This window comes from Pseudomonas fluorescens (assembly GCF_902498195.1).
Taxonomy (GTDB): Bacteria; Pseudomonadota; Gammaproteobacteria; order Pseudomonadales; family Pseudomonadaceae; genus Aquipseudomonas; species Aquipseudomonas fluorescens_BU.
Genome location: NZ_CABVIY010000008.1, coordinates 295,280 through 311,480, shown reverse-complemented (window position 1 = coordinate 311,480; position 16,201 = coordinate 295,280). Strand labels below are relative to the sequence as shown.

At 61.6% G+C, this 16,201-nt stretch carries 16 protein-coding genes; 9 read left to right on the top strand and 7 right to left on the bottom strand.

Annotation, left to right across the window (positions count from 1 at the left end; all coding sequences use genetic code 11):
• Positions 1-3: 3 nt before the first annotated feature.
• The 3 genes from betC to F8N66_RS27535 all read left to right on the top strand — a co-directional run bounded on the left by betC (position 4) and on the right by F8N66_RS27535 (position 4,171).
• Positions 4-1,518, top strand: coding sequence for a choline-sulfatase (betC, locus tag F8N66_RS27545; protein ID WP_150773127.1), 1,515 nt, complete (start codon positions 4-6; stop codon positions 1,516-1,518).
• A 16-nt stretch (positions 1,519-1,534) separates the two neighbouring features.
• On the top strand, positions 1,535-2,455 hold the full coding sequence (gene choX, locus F8N66_RS27540) for a choline ABC transporter substrate-binding protein (protein WP_150773126.1): 921 nt from the start codon (positions 1,535-1,537) through the stop codon (positions 2,453-2,455).
• A 147-nt stretch (positions 2,456-2,602) separates the two neighbouring features.
• Positions 2,603-4,171, top strand: a complete 1,569-nt coding sequence (locus tag F8N66_RS27535; protein ID WP_150773125.1) for a SulP family inorganic anion transporter — start codon at positions 2,603-2,605, stop codon at positions 4,169-4,171.
• Between the two features lie 118 nt (positions 4,172-4,289).
• Here the strand turns inward: F8N66_RS27535 and aroE are convergent, their stop codons facing one another.
• Both aroE and hemF read right to left on the bottom strand, forming a co-directional pair.
• Positions 4,290-5,111 (bottom strand): shikimate dehydrogenase, encoded by an 822-nt coding sequence (aroE, locus tag F8N66_RS27530; RefSeq protein ID WP_150773124.1) that lies wholly within the window; start codon positions 5,109-5,111, stop codon positions 4,290-4,292.
• A 13-nt stretch (positions 5,112-5,124) separates the two neighbouring features.
• Positions 5,125-6,039, bottom strand: a complete 915-nt coding sequence (gene hemF, locus F8N66_RS27525) for an oxygen-dependent coproporphyrinogen oxidase (protein WP_150773123.1) — start codon at positions 6,037-6,039, stop codon at positions 5,125-5,127.
• A 171-nt stretch (positions 6,040-6,210) separates the two neighbouring features.
• Here hemF and F8N66_RS27520 point away from each other — a divergent pair, with 171 nt between their 5' ends.
• Positions 6,211-7,188: an NADPH:quinone reductase gene (locus tag F8N66_RS27520; RefSeq protein ID WP_150773122.1), complete on the top strand. Its 978-nt coding sequence runs from the start codon at positions 6,211-6,213 to the stop codon at positions 7,186-7,188.
• A gap of 113 nt (positions 7,189-7,301) precedes the next feature.
• Here F8N66_RS27520 and F8N66_RS27515 read toward each other — a convergent pair whose 3' ends face one another.
• From F8N66_RS27515 to F8N66_RS27505, 3 genes are all read right to left on the bottom strand, one after another.
• Positions 7,302-7,859 (bottom strand): L-threonylcarbamoyladenylate synthase, encoded by a 558-nt coding sequence (locus tag F8N66_RS27515; RefSeq protein ID WP_150773121.1) that lies wholly within the window; start codon positions 7,857-7,859, stop codon positions 7,302-7,304.
• 54 nt (positions 7,860-7,913) lie between these two features.
• Positions 7,914-9,017 (bottom strand): DNA-processing protein DprA, encoded by a 1,104-nt coding sequence (gene dprA, locus F8N66_RS27510; protein WP_150773120.1) that lies wholly within the window; start codon positions 9,015-9,017, stop codon positions 7,914-7,916.
• Between the two features lie 81 nt (positions 9,018-9,098).
• On the bottom strand, positions 9,099-10,124 hold the full coding sequence (locus F8N66_RS27505; protein WP_150773119.1) for a LysM peptidoglycan-binding domain-containing protein: 1,026 nt from the start codon (positions 10,122-10,124) through the stop codon (positions 9,099-9,101).
• Positions 10,125-10,294: 170 nt separating this feature from the next.
• Here F8N66_RS27505 and def point away from each other — a divergent pair, with 170 nt between their 5' ends.
• The 5 genes from def to F8N66_RS27480 all read left to right on the top strand — a co-directional run bounded on the left by def (position 10,295) and on the right by F8N66_RS27480 (position 15,000).
• On the top strand, positions 10,295-10,801 hold the full coding sequence (gene def / locus F8N66_RS27500; protein ID WP_150773118.1) for a peptide deformylase: 507 nt from the start codon (positions 10,295-10,297) through the stop codon (positions 10,799-10,801).
• Positions 10,802-10,871: 70 nt separating this feature from the next.
• Positions 10,872-11,831, top strand: a complete 960-nt coding sequence (gene fmt / locus F8N66_RS27495) for a methionyl-tRNA formyltransferase (protein ID WP_150773117.1) — start codon at positions 10,872-10,874, stop codon at positions 11,829-11,831.
• Positions 11,828-13,138 carry a 16S rRNA (cytosine(967)-C(5))-methyltransferase RsmB gene (gene rsmB, locus F8N66_RS27490; RefSeq protein WP_150773116.1) on the top strand — a complete coding sequence of 437 codons (1,311 nt, stop codon included), beginning with the start codon at positions 11,828-11,830 and terminating at the stop codon, positions 13,136-13,138. Before fmt ends, rsmB begins: the two co-directional genes overlap by 4 nt.
• Before the next feature lie 22 nt (positions 13,139-13,160).
• Positions 13,161-14,534, top strand: coding sequence for a Trk system potassium transporter TrkA (gene trkA / locus F8N66_RS27485; RefSeq protein ID WP_150773115.1), 1,374 nt, complete (start codon positions 13,161-13,163; stop codon positions 14,532-14,534).
• Positions 14,535-14,682: 148 nt separating this feature from the next.
• Positions 14,683-15,000, top strand: coding sequence for a tetratricopeptide repeat protein (locus F8N66_RS27480; protein ID WP_150773114.1), 318 nt, complete (start codon positions 14,683-14,685; stop codon positions 14,998-15,000).
• Here F8N66_RS27480 and F8N66_RS27475 read toward each other — a convergent pair.
• Both F8N66_RS27475 and F8N66_RS27470 read right to left on the bottom strand, forming a co-directional pair.
• Entirely contained in the window at positions 14,985-15,230 is a 246-nt protein-coding gene (locus F8N66_RS27475; protein WP_150773113.1) for a PilZ domain-containing protein, read from the bottom strand. The genes F8N66_RS27480 and F8N66_RS27475 overlap by 16 nt on opposite strands.
• Positions 15,231-15,302: 72 nt before the next feature.
• Positions 15,303-16,190: a lysophospholipid acyltransferase gene (locus F8N66_RS27470; RefSeq protein WP_150773112.1), complete on the bottom strand. Its 888-nt coding sequence runs from the start codon at positions 16,188-16,190 to the stop codon at positions 15,303-15,305.
• Positions 16,191-16,201: the final 11 nt, after the last annotated feature.

The window sequence follows — 16,201 nt, the reverse complement described above, 5'->3', positions numbered from 1 at the left end:
CACATGAAGCGCAAGAACATTCTTTTCATCATGGCCGATCAAATGGCCGCGCCAATGTTGCCGTTCTACGGCCCATCGCCCATCAAACTGCCGAATTTGAGTCGCCTCGCCGCCCAAGGCGTGGTGTTCGACGCCGCGTATTGCAACAGCCCCTTGTGCGCGCCGTCGCGCTTTACCCTGGTCAGCGGCCAATTGCCGAGCAAGATCGGCGCCTATGACAACGCCGCGGATTTCCCTGCCGATGTGCCGACTTACGCTCACTACCTGCGTCGCCTCGGCTACCGCACCGCACTGTCGGGCAAGATGCACTTCTGCGGCCCGGACCAGTTGCACGGTTATGAAGAACGCTTGACCAGCGACATCTATCCGGCGGACTACGGTTGGGCGGTCAATTGGGACGAGCCGGATGTGCGTCCTACCTGGTATCACAACATGTCATCGGTGCTGCAAGCAGGGCCTTGCGTGCGTACCAACCAGCTGGATTTTGACGAAGAGGTGGTGTTCAAGGCCCAACAATACCTGTTCGATCACATTCGCGAGGACGGCGACCAGCCGTTCTGCCTCACGGTTTCGATGACTCACCCACACGATCCGTACACCATTCCCAAAGCATTTTGGGACCTGTACGACGATGCCGACATCCCATTGCCCGCAACGCCCGATCAACATGATCTCGACCCGCATTCCCAGCGTTTGCTCAAGGTTTACGACCTGTGGGACAAGCCCCTGCCTGTGGATAAAATTCGCGACGCACGCCGTGCCTACTTCGGCGCTTGCAGCTATATCGACAGCAACGTCGGCAAACTCCTGCAAACACTCGAAGATACCGGGCTTATCGACGATACCGTCATCGTGTTCTCCGGCGACCACGGCGACATGCTGGGCGAGCGCGGGCTCTGGTACAAAATGCACTGGTATGAAATGGCCGCGCGGGTGCCCCTGTTGATCAGTGCACCGGGGCAGTTCGGTGCGGGGCGAGTTAGCGCCTCGGTGTCCACCGCCGACCTGTTGCCGACCTTCGTCGAATTGGCGGGTGGCTCGCTGCATCCCGGCTTGCCGCTGGACGGCCGCTCATTGGTTCCTCACCTGCAAGGGCAGGGCGGTCACGACGAAGTGTTCGGGGAGTACATGGCAGAAGGCACCATCAGTCCGTTGATGATGATCCGCCGTGGCCCTTATAAATTCATCTACAGCGAAGACGATCCTTGCCTACTCTTCGACGTACGCAATGATCCACGCGAATTGGAAGAACTCAGCCAATCGCCGCAACATCGCCAGCTATTCGATGATTTTCTCGCCGAAGCACGCGCCAAATGGGACATTCCGGCAATCCATCAACAGGTGCTCGCGAGCCAGCGCCGCCGGCGTTTCGTCGCCGACGCCCTGACCGTCGGCAAGCTGAAGAGCTGGGATCACCAGCCGCTGGTGGACGCCAGTCAGCAGTACATGCGCAACCACATCGACCTCGATGATCTGGAGCGCAAAGCACGTTATCCACAACCCTGCCAAAACCAATAATGTTAAGGGGAAGTCCATGCAAAGGTTATCCACAGTACTGACGGTCGGGCTCCTGGCCCTGGGCAGTGCATCGGCGTATGCCGATCAAGGCTGCGAGACGGTGAAGATGGCCGATCCTGGCTGGAGCGACATCGCCGCGACCAACGCCATCACCGGGTTTCTGCTGGACGGCATGGGCTACAAGGCCAAGGTCGACACCCTCGCGGTGCCGATCACCTTTGGCGGGCTCAAGGACGGCCAGGTCGACGTGTTCCTGGGTAACTGGATGCCGGCGCAACAGGGCTTCTATGACAAGTTCGTGGCCACCGGCGATGTCACGCAGCTGGCGAAGAACCTCGACGGCACCGAATTCACGCTGGCGGTGCCGGACTACGTGTGGAATGCGGGTGTGCATAACTTTTCCGACCTGAACAAATTCGCGGACAAGTTCGAGCACAAGATCTACGGCATCGGCTCGGGTGCGCCGGCCAACATCTCCCTGCAAGACATCATTAAGAAAAACGATTTCGACATGGGCCAGTGGAAGCTGGTCGAGTCCAGTGAGCAGGCGATGCTGGCCGAAGTGTCCCGCGCGGTGAAGAAACAGAAATTCGTCACCTTCCTCGGCTGGACCCCGCACCCAATGAACGTGCAGCTGAAAATGCATTACCTCAAGGGCGGGGAAAAATACTTCGGCGACACTGGCAGCGTGCACACCCTGACCCGCAAGGGTTATGCACAGGCCTGCCCGAACGTCGGCAAGCTGCTGACCAACCTGAATTTCACTCAGGAGATGGAGAACAGCATCATGGCCGAGGTGGTGAACAAGAAAGTCAGCAACGCCGATGCGGCCAAGGCGTGGATCAAGGCCAACCCGGCGGTGCTGGATAAATGGCTCGATGGCGTGAAGACCGTGGATGGCAAGGATGCGTTGCCGGTGGTCAAAGCCAAGCTCTAAACCAATGTGGGAGCGGGCTTGCTCGCGAAAGCGGTTTGTCAGTCGGCAACAATGTCGGCTGACCCACCGCTTTCGCGAGCAAGCCCGCTCCCACAGATATTGGTAGTGTCCTGATACTCTGTGGAAAACCCCCAACCGAGAGGCTTCATGGCCCTTCCCAGCCGCCATTCACTTTTCCCGTTCCTCACCTGGTTGCCCCGGCAAACCCGCGCCAGCGTTGGCCGTGACCTGATTGTCGGCCTCAGTGGCGCAATTCTCGCGTTGCCGCAATCCATTGCCTACGCCCTGATCGCCGGTCTCCCACCGGAATACGGTTTGTACGCGGCCATCATCCCGGTACTGATCGCTTGTCTGTGGGGTTCGTCATGGCATTTGATCTGCGGTCCTACAGCGGCCATCTCCATTGTTCTGTACGCCAGCGTCAGCCCTCTGGCCGTTCCGGCGACACAGGACTACGTCACCGTGATCCTGCTGCTGACCTTTCTGGCCGGGGTGTTCCAGTGGTTGCTGGGCTTGCTGCGTTTTGGCGCACTGGTGAATTTCGTCTCTCATTCGGTGGTGCTCGGCTTTACCCTCGGCGCAGCGGTGGTGATCGCCGTTGGCCAGTTGCCCAACCTGCTGGGGCTGGACTTGCCCAGCCAGGCCACCGCGCTGGACAGCTTCATCGCCCTGTTCAAACACCTCGACGAAATCGATAAACCCTCGCTGGTGCTGGGGCTGGCGACCGTGCTGGTGGGCATGACTCTCAAACTGTGGCTGCCGCGTTGGCCGACGCTGCTGATCACCCTGATGCTGGGCGCACTGGCGGTCTGGCTCTGGCCATCGATGTTCGGTCATGTGCAGCGGGTCAGCGCTTTCACCGGGCAGTTGCCGCCCTTCAGCCCGTTGCCCCTGGACCTCGACCTGATCCTGCGCCTGCTACCGAGTGCGGTGGCCGTGGGCATGCTCGGGCTGGTGACCAGCCTGTCGATTGCCCGTTCGCTGTCGGCACGCTCGCAGCAGTTGCTCGACGCCAATCAGGAAGTCCGCGCCCAGGGTTTATCCAACCTGGTCGGCGCGTTTTTCTCCGGATCGCTGTCAGCCGGCTCCTTCACCCGCTCGGGCCTGAGTTACGAAGCGGGGGCCTGCTCACCCCTGGCGGGCATTTTTTCGGCGTTGTGGGTGGCGCTGTTCGCGATCTTCGGCGCCCGCCTGATCGCGCACATCCCGATCCCGGCCATGGCCGGCAGCATTTTGCTGATCGCCTGGGGGCTGGTGGACCATCGCGGCATACGCGCCTTGCTGCGGGTCAGCCGCGCCGAGTTCGTGGTCATGGCCCTGACCTGTGTCGCCACGTTGCTGCTGGAACTGCAGACGGCGATCTATGCCGGGGTGCTGGCGTCGCTGTTCTTCTACCTCAAGCGCACCTCGCAACCGCGTGTCCAGCATGTGCGCGACGGCGATGAAGATATTCTGCGGGTGGGCGGTTCGATCTTTTTCGGCGCCAGCCATTATCTGCAAGTGCGACTGCAACGGATGCAGGGCATGCGCGTGGTGATCGAGGCACAGCAGATCAACTTTATCGACTATTCAGGGGTGGAAATGCTGCATCAGGAAGCGCGGCGCCTGCTGCGGCAGGATCGCAGCCTGACCCTGCGCCGGGCACGACCGCAAGTCGTGGAAGAATTGAGGAAGCTTGAAGGGGCGCAGAAGTGCCCGATCCGGTTTGAAGATTGAAACACCGGACCTGTAGGAGCGAGCCTGCTCGCGATGGTCGTTAATGATAACGCGTGAAACCAGATGCCCAGCGGCGCTTTTGGTTTTTTCGCGAGCAGGCTCGCTCCTACAGTGGGGATTATTGGGCCAGTTGCCGGCGCAGTTCGGCCAGCACCGGCGCCGTGTCCGGGCGCACGCCGCGCCACAGGAAGAACGCCTCCGCCGCCTGTTCGGCGAGCATCCCCAGGCCATCCATCGACACCGCCGCACCGTGCTCGCTGGCCCAGCGGCAGAAGGAAGTCGGTTCCTTGCCGTACATCATGTCGTAGCACACCGTCTTGCCCGGCTCGATCAGGCTGGTGGCAATCGGTGGCACATCGCCGGTCAGGCTCGCGGACGTGGCGTTGATGATCAGGTCCACCGATTCCTGCAACCAGTCGTAGCCGCTGGCCGATACCGGTCCCAGGTCGCAGAACAGTTCCGCCAGCAACTCGGCCTTGTCCACCGTGCGGTTGGCGATGATCACCGACGCCGGTTGCTCGGCGAGCAATGGCTCGAGTGCACCGCGCACCGCACCGCCGGCACCGAGCAGCAGAATGCGTTTGCCCTTGAGGCTGAATCCGGCGTTGACCGTCAAATCCCGCACCAGGCCCGCGCCATCGGTGTTGTCACCCAGCAGACTGCCATCGTCCAGCTTGCTCAGGGTATTCACCGCACCGGCTCGCTGCGCCCGCGCGGTCAGCCTGTTTGCCAGTCGGTAGGCTTCTTCCTTGAACGGAACCGTCACATTCGCTCCGCGACCTTCGAGGAAAAATGCCCGGGCGCAGTCGGAAAAATCGTCGAGAGGCGCCAGCGAGGTGCTGTAGTCGAGTTTTTGCGCGGTCTGTTCGGCGAACAGGCGATGAATCAATGGCGACTTGCTGTGGCCAATCGGGTTACCGAAAACGACATAACGGTCCATCAACATTCCTCGTTCAGGCTTCGGCCAACCAGTCGCGGTCTTGCAGGAAGTACTCGGTCAGGCGCGCTTCTTCGCTGCCAGGTTCGGCTTTCCAGTCATAACCCCAGCGCACCTGGGGTGGCAAGGACATGAGAATCGACTCGGTTCGCCCACCCGATTGCAGGCCGAACAAAGTACCGCGGTCATACACCAGGTTGAATTCGACGTAACGCCCGCGCCGAAACTCCTGGAACTCCCGCTGCCGGGCGGTGAACACATCATTCTTGCGCCGCTGCACAATCGGCAGGTAGGCATCGATGTACGCATCACCAATGGCGCGCATGAAGGCGAAACTGGTGTCGAAGTCCCACTCGTTCAGGTCGTCGAAAAACAACCCGCCGATGCCTCGCGGTTCGTGGCGATGCTTGATGTGGAAATAACTGTCGCACCAGGCTTTGTAACGCGAGTAAACGTCCGGGCCGAACGGCGCACAGGCCTGCTGGGCTACGCGGTGCCAGTGCACACAATCTTCTTCATTGCCGTAGTAAGGCGTCAGGTCGAAACCGCCACCGAACCACCAGACCGGCTCTTCGCCTTCTTTTTCGGCGATGAAAAACCGCACGTTGGCGTGGGACGTCGGCACGTGCGGGTTGTGCGGATGGATCACCAGCGACACGCCCAGGGCCTCGAAGCCACGCCCGGCGAGTTCCGGCCGATGGGCACTGGCGGACGGTGGCAGGCCGCTGCCGAAGACATGGGAAAAGTTGACGCCGCCCTTCTCGATGACCGTACCGTTTTCGATCACCCGCGTCCGTCCGCCGCCACCCGCAGGCCGGGTCCAGGCGTCTTCGACGAAATGCGTGCCACCGTCCTCGGCTTCCAGGGCGGCACAAATGCGGTCTTGCAGGTCGAGCAGGTAGGCTTTTACGGCCTCGGTGCGGGTAGTCATGGCATCACCTTGGATCGGGCAAAGCTACACGGCGTTCTAAAGAGCCGGCGGCAAATTGCTGCGTAGGATAACACTGCACCTTGTTCCGTCGCAGTTGACGAAGATCAAGCTTAGGAGTCCGATAGGGCGCTTCGCATTGACAACGTTGGCAACGACCTCAGGAGAGAGCAGATGGCAAAGCGTATCCAGTTCCGTGCCCATGGCGGCCCCGAAGTGCTTGAGTATGTGGACTACCAACCCGCCGAGCCCGGCCCGCAGCAGGTCCGCGTGAGCAACAAGGCCATCGGCCTGAACTTCATCGACACGTATTACCGCAGCGGACTCTACCCTCCGCCGTCCCTGCCATCAGGCGTGGGTTCGGAAGGCGCGGGCGTGGTCGAGGCGGTCGGCAGCGAAGTCACCCGCTTCAAGGTCGGTGATCGCGTGGCTTACGGCAGCGGTCCGCTGGGCGCCTACAGTGATGTCCACGTCTTGCCCGAGGCCAATCTGGTCATGCTGCCGGACGCCATCAGCTTCGAACAGGCGGCGGGGGTCATGCTCAAGGGCCTGACCGTGCAGTACCTGCTGCGCCAAACCTATGAGCTCAAGGGTGGCGAAACCATCCTTTTCCACGCCGCTGCCGGTGGTGTCGGCTCCCTGGCTTGCCAATGGGCCAAGGCCTTGGGCGTGAAACTGATCGGTACGGTGAGCTCGGCGGAAAAAGCCGCGCTGGCCAAGGCCAATGGCGCCTGGGCGACCATCGACTACAGCCATGAGAATGTCGCGCAACGCGTACTGGAATTGACTGACGGCAAAAAAGTCTCGGTGGTGTACGACGGCGTCGGTAAAGACACCTGGCTGACCTCGCTCGACAGCGTTGCACCACGGGGGTTGGTGGTGAGCTTCGGCAATGCGTCGGGGGCGGTGGATGGGGTCAATCTGGGGATTCTGGCGGCCAAGGGTTCGCTGTATGTGACCCGGCCAACGCTGGGGACTTACGCCAACAACGCGGAAAATCTGCAGCGTATGGCTGACGAGCTGTTCGAGATGATCATCAGCGGCAAGCTGACGGTGGACATCAGCCAGCGTTATCCATTGGCGGATGCAGCGAAGGCGCAGACTGAGTTGTCGGCGCGGCGTACGACGGGATCGGTTGTTCTGCTGCCCTGAGATTTTCGCTGACTGTCAGGGCCTCTTCGCGAGCAAGCCCGCTCCCACAGTGTTTTGTGAGCGACACTTAACCTGTGGGAGCGGGCTTGCCCGCGAATGGGATCACCTCGGTCTCAATCCGGACGAATCACGTTCCCGGTCGCCAGATCGCGAATCACGCTCGGGTTCTTGCGCCCGCCCAGATTCCCGCCCAGCACCAGATCAACCTGCCCACGGAAATACTGCTCGACGCGAATGCGCGTGCGCGCCGCCGGCCGGCCCTGGGGGTTGGCGGAGGTCGAGACCAGGGGCCCGACGAGCGCGCACAAATCCCGTACCTGCGGATGATCGCTGACCCGCAGGGCCACGGTTTCATGCACGCCGGTAATCCACTGCGGCAACATATTCTGATGCGGCACCAGCCAGGTGTTCGGCCCGGGCCAGGTACTGGCCATGCGGTCCATCCACAGCTCCGGGAAGTCTTCGAACAGGAAGTCGAACTGACGAATGTTATCGGCGACCAGAATCAGGCCTTTATCCACGGCCCGGCCCTTGATCAGCAGCAACCGCTCCACGGCCTCTTCGTCCCACGGATCGCACCCCAGCCCCCAGACGGCTTCGGTTGGGTAGGCAATCACCGCCCCTGCGCGAACGGCTCGTGCGGCTTGTTGCACACGCCAACTGTTGACCATGAAAAACACTCCAGAATTAGGCTCTGCGCAGTTTACCGATCTTCCTTATAAAACCTAGCTCACCCGCGCAAACCAGCGCCCGTTTTCGCAGACTGCGCGGCCCTCCATTTCCAGCTCTGTCAGCGCTGCGAGCACTTTGGGCAAGGTCCAGCCACTGGCGCCGGCCAGCGTTTCACTGGTGTGGGGCGCGGCATGGAGCAACGTCACTAAAGGATGAGGCGCAGCGATTGCCGGTCCCGTCGCGAAAGACGGCTGTTGCCAGCCACGCAAGGCCTCAAGGATGTGTTCGATGGTTTCAACCAGAACGGCGCCGTCGCGGATTAACTGGTGACAGCCTTTGGCGCCGGGGTGATGGATTGAGCCCGGTATCGCATACACCTCGCGACCCTGCTCCGCCGCCAGCCTTGCGGTGATCAAGGAACCGCTGGCCACGCTGGCTTCGACCACCAGCACGCCCAGGGACAATCCGCTGATGATGCGATTGCGCCTGGGGAAGTTGCTGGCAGTCGGGCCGGCGTCCAGCGGGAACTCGGAAAGCACCGCGCTGCCCGAGGCGATCATCGCGTCGGCCAGCCGTCGATTGCGCTGTGGATAAAACTTTTCAAGGCCCGTGCCGAGCACTCCGACCGTTTGCCCGCCAACGTCCAGCGCCGCTTGATGCGCGGCAGCGTCGATGCCAAGGGCCAGACCGCTGGTTATGACAAAACCGGCGCTGGCCAGGCGGCGGGAAAACGCAGCGGCGGTGTCCATGCCCGGCCTTGAAGCGCGACGACTGCCCACCATCGCCAACTGCGGTTTTTCCAGAATGCCGGGATCGCCTGCCACGAATAACAGCGGCGGGGCATCGCTGATTTCCGCCAGCAGTGCGGGGTAGTCAGGCCGGTCCCACATCAATAAATGCTGGCCCGGATGCTCCAGCCAGGCCAATGCATGGCTCGCACCGTCGCGAATTTCAGCAGAGCGCCGAGCTTCCGAACACGCCAGTGGCAAGCCTAAAGAACGCCACGCACTGGCCGGTGCACTGATGGCTTTTGACGCCGAGCCGAAGGCCTCCAGCAACTTCTTGAACCGCGCCGGGCCGAGCTCCGGCAAACGATGCAGGCGTAAACGGGCTTCCAGTTCCGCAGGGGAAACCGGTGAAACAGAAGACTGCGACATGGATCATCCTTGATCGTTATAAGCACCCGTCCAGGCGGGAATAAGCTGTGGATAACTCTGTTGGTAACTTGTGAAGCATGCTTACGGATTTCGCACCTTATCCATCACCGCCAGCGAGCGCGATGCGTTGAGCACCAGCCCGTAACTGAGCTTGTCGTAGGTGCGAAAAACCATCAGCAGACCGGCGCGCTCATCGGGAATTTTCAACGGCTGGCCGGTGATCCGGTCGCGCACGGTTTCGCCGGTCTTCATTACCACCAGCACATTGCCTTCGGCCAGGCCATCACGCTGGCCCTTGTTCAGCGTGACCACGTCCAGTGCGCCGATCTGCGTCACGCCGCGCGGTACATCGATAATCAGGCCGTTGATGTCGGTGCCGGGGGCGCTGGGCATGAAGGTCGAATTGATCGAGCGTTCTTCGCCGCTGAACAAACGATCGCCGAGGCGCACTTCCTGGGTGGTGCGTTGCAGCGCCAGCGTGGCGACGTCGCCTTCGGTGGCCACGATCTCGCCGCCGCCAATGTCGTCGGCGTTGATCCCGAGAAATTCCTGGGTCTGCGGATCGGTGTAGACCTTGCCCTGGCGGAAGATGCCGTACACCGGTTGCGCGGGGTCGAAGTGGCCGCGGGCGAAAATCCGGTCGCCGATGCCGCTGAGCACGCGTTCGGCATCGCCGGCGACGATATAGGGCGCCTGGTCGAAATCCTCGACCTTGTCGACGATACGGTTGCTCAGCAGAAAGCTGTTGATCGATTTCAACGGAATGCTCGGGATCGCATCGGCCACCGGACTGCTGCGCACCCGTGGCGAGAGCTTGATGGTGCCTCGGGAGGCGCCGCGATTGAGGGTCAGGCGTGGCTGACCATTGACGTAGACCAGTGAAAGGGTATCGCCGGGGTAGATGAGGTTGGGGTTTTCGATTTGCGGATTGGCGTGCCACAGCTGCGGCCATTGCCAGGGTTCACGAAGGAATTTACCGGAGATGTCCCAAAGAGTGTCCCCCGACACCACCGTGTATTGCTGTGGAAAACCTTCCCGAAGTTGCACTTGCCCATGCGCCAAACCGGCAGAGACCAGAAGGAGCAGGGCGAGTAGTGATTTCCTCATGCGGTGAATCCCTTTATTATGTACGTTCGCGTGAAACGCCAGAGCCGTCAGTGGCTCGCTCCCGCTTGCTTATGCAAGGAAGGGAGCTACGTTTTACAACGGTAGCCTGCATCTTCGGACTCGCCAGGCCATCGACCCGACCTTACTTCACACGTGCAGTCATCAAGCTTATGGCCATTTTGAACATCCTCGAATTCCCTGACTCGCGCCTGCGTACCATCGCCAAACCGGTGGACGTAGTGGACGACGAAGTGCGTCAGCTGGTCGACGACATGTTTGAAACAATGTATGAAGCGCCGGGCATCGGCCTCGCCGCGACCCAGGTCAACGTGCACAAACGCATCGTCGTGATGGACCTTTCCGAAGACCGCACCGAACCGCGCGTGTTCATCAACCCTGAACTTGAGCCCCTGACCGACGACATGGGCCAGTACCAGGAAGGCTGCCTTTCGGTGCCGGGCTTCTACGAAAACGTCGATCGCCCGCAACGGGTCAAGGTCAAGGCGCTGGACCGCGACGGCAAGCCTTACGAATTGATCGCCGAAGACTTGCTCGCGGTGTGCATCCAGCACGAATGCGACCACCTCAACGGCAAATTGTTCGTCGATTACCTGTCCACGCTCAAACGCGACCGCATCAAGAAGAAACTGGAAAAGCTTCATCGCCAGAACGCCTGATGCCCCTCTTCAAAGGCTTGCTGCGGCAAGCCTTTTTCTTTTCAAGACGCTTTGCAATAGAGAGCCCTCCATGACCGAGCCACTGCGCATTGTCTTTGCCGGCACCCCGGAATTCGCCGCCGAGCACCTCAAGGCCCTGCTGAGCAGCCCTTACGAGATCGTCGCGGTCTACACCCAACCGGATCGCCCGGCAGGTCGTGGGCAGAAACTGATGCCGAGCCCGGTCAAGCAGCTTGCTCTAGAGAACAACATCCCGGTGCTGCAACCGCCAACGCTGCGCAATGAAGACGCCCAGGCTGAACTGGCTGCGCTGAAACCGGACTTGATGGTGGTGGTCGCCTACGGCCTGATCCTGCCGCAAGTGGTGCTGGACATTCCGCGCCTGGGTTGCATCAACAGCCACGCCTCCCTGTTGCCTCGCTGGCGCGGGGCGGCGCCGATCCAGCGCGCTGTCGAAGCCGGTGACCGCGAAAGCGGCGTAACCGTGATGCGCATGGAAGCAGGTCTCGACACAGGCCCCATGTTGCTGAAAGTCACCACGCCAATCAGCGCCGAAGACACCGGTGGCAGCCTCCACGATCGCCTGGCGCAAATGGGCCCACCCGCGGTGGTGCATGCCATTGCCGGTCTTGCCGCCGGCACCCTGGAGGGTGAAGTGCAGGACGACAGCCTCGCCACCTACGCGCACAAACTGAACAAGGACGAAGCCCGCATCGACTGGAACCGCCCGGCGGTCGAGCTGGAGCGTCTGGTGCGCGCCTTCAACCCGTGGCCGATCACCCACAGCACGCTGAACGGCGAGGCCCTTAAAGTCCTGGCCGCGAATCTGGCTGAAGGCAAGGGCGCACCGGGGGAAATCCTCGGCGCCAGCAAGGACGGCCTGATTGTCGCCTGCGGTGAGCAGGCGCTATGCCTGACCCGTCTGCAATTGCCCGGCGGCAAGGCGCTGAACTTCAGCGACCTGTTCAACAGCCGTCGTGAGAAATTCGCCACCGGCACCGTGCTGGGCCAAGCGGCGGACGTTCAATGAATCCACGTCTGGCCGCCGCCAAGGCACTGGCTGCTGTACTCAACGGTAAAGCCTCGCTCAACAGTTCCCTGCCGACGCAGATGGACAAGGTTGAAGACCGTGATCGCGGCTTCACCCAGGACTTGGCCTTCGGTACCGCGCGCTGGCAACCACGCTTGTCGGCGCTGGCGGCCAAGCTGCTGCAGAAGCCATTCAAGGCGGCTGATGCCGATGTTGAAGCGCTGCTGCTGGTCGGCCTCTACCAGTTGCTTTACACCCGCGTCCCGGCCCACGCCGCCATCGGTGAAACGGTCGGTTGCGCCGACAAGCTGAAAAAGCCTTGGGCCAAAGCCTTGATCAATGCCGTGCTGCGCCGCGCGCAACGGGAAAGTGAAGCGCTGCTGGCCGAGCTGGAGCACGACCCGGTGGTGCGCACCGCCCATCCGCGCTGGCTGCAAAAATCCCTGAAAGCCTTCTGGCCCGAGCAGTGGGAAGCCATTTGTGCCGCGAACAATGCGCACCCGCCGATGATTCTACGGGTCAACCGTCGTCACCAAACGCGTGATGCCTATCTGGCGTTGCTGAGCCAGGCCGGGATCGGTGCCAATCCGTGCGTTTATAGCCGCGACGGCATCATCCTCGACGCCGCCGCCGACGTGCGCAGCCTGCCAGGCTTCGCCGAAGGCTGGATCAGCGTGCAGGATGAGGCCGCACAACTGGCGGCCGACCTGCTCGACCTGGCGCCGGGCCAGCGGGTGCTGGACGCCTGCTGCGCACCGGGCGGCAAGACCTGCCATATCCTCGAAGCCCAACCGGCCCTGGCCGGCGTGGTGGCGGTGGACCTGGAAGCCAAGCGACTGGTGCGGGTGCGGGAAAACCTAGCACGCCTGGGCCTGAGCGCCGAGCTGATCGCCGCCGACGGCCGCGACACGCAGGCCTGGTGGGACGGCAAGCCGTTCCAGCGCATCCTGCTGGACGCACCGTGCTCGGCCACCGGGGTGATTCGTCGTCACCCGGACATCAAGCTCACCCGCCAACCCGATGACATTGCCGCGCTGGCGCTGCTGCAAGGCGAGTTGCTCGACGCCCTGTGGAAAACCCTGGAAGTCGGCGGCATCCTGCTCTACGCCACGTGCTCGACCTTGCCAACCGAGAACACCGAAGTCATCGAAGCGTTCCTCGCCCGCACGCCGGGTGCTCGTGAGCTGGACCTCGCCACCGCGGCCGGCATCAAGCAGCCTCATGGGCGCCAGTTGCTGGCCCGGGAAGGCGGCCATGACGGGTTCTATTACGCCAAGCTGATCAAGATCGCCGCCGCGCGCGGTTAAACGGATTCAACGGAGTGACTGGATGAAAATCATCATCCTTGGTGCGGGGCAGGTCGGCGGTTCGCTGGCGGAACACCTGGCCAGCGAGGCCAATGACATCACGGTGGTCGACACCGACGGCGAACGCCTGCGCGACCTCGGTGATCGGCTGGACATTCGCACGGTACAGGGCCGCGGTTCGATACCGAGCGTATTGCGCCAGGCCGGCGCGGACGATGCCGACATGCTGGTCGCCGTGACCAACAGTGACGAAACCAACATGGTGGCCTGCCAGGTCGCCCACACGCTGTTCCACACCCCGACGAAAATCGCCCGGGTCCGCGAAGCCGGATACCTGACACGCGCCGAACTGTTCGACAACGAAGCGATCCCGGTGGACGTGCTGATCAGTCCGGAGCAAGTGGTCACCAACTACATCAAGCGCCTGATCCAGCATCCGGGCGCTCTGCAGGTGATCGACTTCGCCGAGGGCAAGGCCCAGCTCGTCGCCGTGCGGGCCTACTACGGCGGGCCGCTGGTGGGTCAGCAATTGCGGCAGTTGCGTGAGCACATGCCGAACGTGGAAACCCGCGTCGCGGCGATTTTCCGTCGGGACCGGCCGATCCTGCCCCAGGGCGATACCGTGATCGAGGCCGACGACGAAGTGTTTTTCATCGCCGCCAAGGCGAATATTCGTGCGGTCATGAGTGAAATGCGCCGTCTCGACGAGACCTACAAGCGCATCGTCATCGCCGGCGGCGGGCAGATCGGCGAGCGCCTGGCCGAGGCCATCGAAAGCCGCTACCAGGTGAAGATCATCGAGATGAACCCGGCGCGCTGCCGCCATCTCTCGGACACCCTCGACAGCACCGTGGTGTTGCAGGGCAGTGCCTCGGACCGCGACCTGCTGCTGGAAGAGAACATTGCCGATGCGGACATCTTCCTGGCCCTGACCAACGACGACGAGGCCAACATCATGTCGTCGCTTTTGGCCAAGCGCCTGGGGGCGAAGAAGGTGATGACCATCATCAACAACCCGGCCTATGTCGACCTGATCCAGGGCGGTGACATCGACATTGCCATCAGTCCGCAACTGGCGACTATCGGCACCTTGCTGGCCCACGTGCGGCGCGGCGATATCGTCAGCGTGCACTCACTGCGCCGGGGCGCGGCGGAAGCCATCGAGGCGATTGCCCATGGCGATGCCAAATCGAGCAAGGTCATCGGCAAGGCCATCGAGAATATCGGCCTTCCACCGGGGACCACCATCGGCGCGATCATCCGCGATGAAGAAGTGATCATCGCCCACGACGACACGGTGATCCAGACCGGGGACCATGTGATCCTGTTTCTTGTGGATAAAAAGCATATTCGCGATGTGGAAAAGCTGTTCCATGTGGGATTGAGCTTTTTCTGATCCTTATTTTTTGCTACCTGTGATGACCCCTTCGCGGGCAAGCCCGCTCCCACAGAGTCTCCGCTTCCTTGTGGGAGCGGGCTTGCCCGCGAAAGCAATCTCAAGAACACATAGCTGTTCCTGAACAACTTCAAAAAGGAATCCACCCATGATCGAATCCCTGGAAAAAATGCTCGCCAAGGGTGTGGATAACTCATTGCTGCGCTTCGGCCTGGGAAAGGGCTATCTGGATCTGGGCGAGAACGCCAAGGCTGTCGAGCATTTCCAGCGCTGTGTCGAGATCGATCCGAAGTATTCGGCCGCCTGGAAACTGTTGGGCAAGGCCCATCTGGCGCTGGCGGACTTCGCGGCTGCGCGCCTGGCCTGGGAGCAGGGACTGGAAGCCGCGCGAAACCATGGCGACAAGCAGGCCGAGAAGGAAATGACGGTGTTTTTGAAGAAGCTCGATCGTCAGGATAAGAGATAACGCAAACCGATGCCTTCGGCGTCCACCTGCACCACTTCCATGCGCACCCGCGGCGCACCTGTGGGTAAATCCTGAACCTGCCCGTACACCACCGCGCCCCTGGGCAGCGTCGACAGGGCCGGATGCTTGACGTAGACCCCCGTGGTCGACAGATGGCGCGTCTGGCCCAGGCATTCGCCAAAGCTTTCGTGACTGATCTTGATGCGAAATGACTTGCGGTGTTCGGACATCTTCTGCGCCCTTGAATGAACGGTTGTGGATAACCCCGAGACCAAGGTTATCCACAGATCATGCCAACTGACTCAATACCAGCGTTCCTCACCCGGAGGACGTTTCTTGAAGCGCTTCATGCTCCACATGTACTGGCTGGGATACGCCGCTACATAACGCTCGACCACCTTGCTCATGGCCGCGCAGGACGTTGCGGTATCGGTGCTGTACATGGCCTCGGGCGCGGCTTCCAGGATGACTTTGTAGCCTGAACCGTCCGGCAGGCGCAGGGCATGCAGGAACACCCCGACCGCCTTGCCGCCGGCGAGCATGTTCGGCACGAACTTGCTGGTCAGGGCCTGAGTGGCGAAGAACGGCACGAAAATCCCGGCGGACTCGGCCGGTTCCGGGTCAGCGGGAATGCCCACTGCACCACCTCTGCGCACTTCCTTGATGACGCTGAGGATGCCTTCCTTGGTCGACGCGGCCACTTTATTGCCCAATTGAACCCGCTGTTTTTGCAGCAATTCATCCACCGCCTTCAATTTTGGCGGCCGGTAGAAAATGATCGGTTTGCACTGGCTGCAATAGAAATGGTTGAGCACTTCCCAGTTGCCCAGGTGGCTGGTGATACCGACCACACCTTTGCCAGAGGCGAGGGCGTCCTTCAACACGTCGAGACCCTCGACCTCGCGCACCAGGTCGATGGAACGCTGGGCCGGCCAGATCCAGGCGCAGGCGCTTTCGGTCAGGGATTTGCCGATGTCTTTGAGGCTTTGGCCGACCAGACGCTCGCGTTCGGCGGGGTCCATGTCCGGGAAGCATTTGGAGAGATTGATCCGCACCACGTCGCGGGAACGGTTGGGGGTTTTCCACATCACCCAGCCAATCGCCGAGCCGACGGCCTGCACGGCCCGCCACGGGAGCAGGGCAAACAGCCGCAGAGCGCCTACCAGCAAGGCGCCTTTAAACTTATCCACAGGTCACTCCT

Coding starts and splice junctions, on each gene's coding strand:
- def (WP_150773118.1), top strand. CDS start 10,295: ATGGCCATTTTGAACATCCTCGAATTCCCTGACTCGCGCCTGCGTACC.
- choX (WP_150773126.1), top strand. CDS start 1,535: ATGCAAAGGTTATCCACAGTACTGACGGTCGGGCTCCTGGCCCTGGGC.
- hemF (WP_150773123.1), bottom strand. CDS start 6,039: ATGACTACCCGCACCGAGGCCGTAAAAGCCTACCTGCTCGACCTGCAA.
- F8N66_RS27505 (WP_150773119.1), bottom strand. CDS start 10,124: ATGAGGAAATCACTACTCGCCCTGCTCCTTCTGGTCTCTGCCGGTTTG.
- F8N66_RS27475 (WP_150773113.1), bottom strand. CDS start 15,230: ATGTCCGAACACCGCAAGTCATTTCGCATCAAGATCAGTCACGAAAGC.
- rsmB (WP_150773116.1), top strand. CDS start 11,828: ATGAATCCACGTCTGGCCGCCGCCAAGGCACTGGCTGCTGTACTCAAC.
- aroE (WP_150773124.1), bottom strand. CDS start 5,111: ATGGACCGTTATGTCGTTTTCGGTAACCCGATTGGCCACAGCAAGTCG.
- F8N66_RS27515 (WP_150773121.1), bottom strand. CDS start 7,859: ATGGTCAACAGTTGGCGTGTGCAACAAGCCGCACGAGCCGTTCGCGCA.
- trkA (WP_150773115.1), top strand. CDS start 13,161: ATGAAAATCATCATCCTTGGTGCGGGGCAGGTCGGCGGTTCGCTGGCG.
- F8N66_RS27520 (WP_150773122.1), top strand. CDS start 6,211: ATGGCAAAGCGTATCCAGTTCCGTGCCCATGGCGGCCCCGAAGTGCTT.
- F8N66_RS27535 (WP_150773125.1), top strand. CDS start 2,603: ATGGCCCTTCCCAGCCGCCATTCACTTTTCCCGTTCCTCACCTGGTTG.
- fmt (WP_150773117.1), top strand. CDS start 10,872: ATGACCGAGCCACTGCGCATTGTCTTTGCCGGCACCCCGGAATTCGCC.
- betC (WP_150773127.1), top strand. CDS start 4: ATGAAGCGCAAGAACATTCTTTTCATCATGGCCGATCAAATGGCCGCG.
- F8N66_RS27480 (WP_150773114.1), top strand. CDS start 14,683: ATGATCGAATCCCTGGAAAAAATGCTCGCCAAGGGTGTGGATAACTCA.
- dprA (WP_150773120.1), bottom strand. CDS start 9,017: ATGTCGCAGTCTTCTGTTTCACCGGTTTCCCCTGCGGAACTGGAAGCC.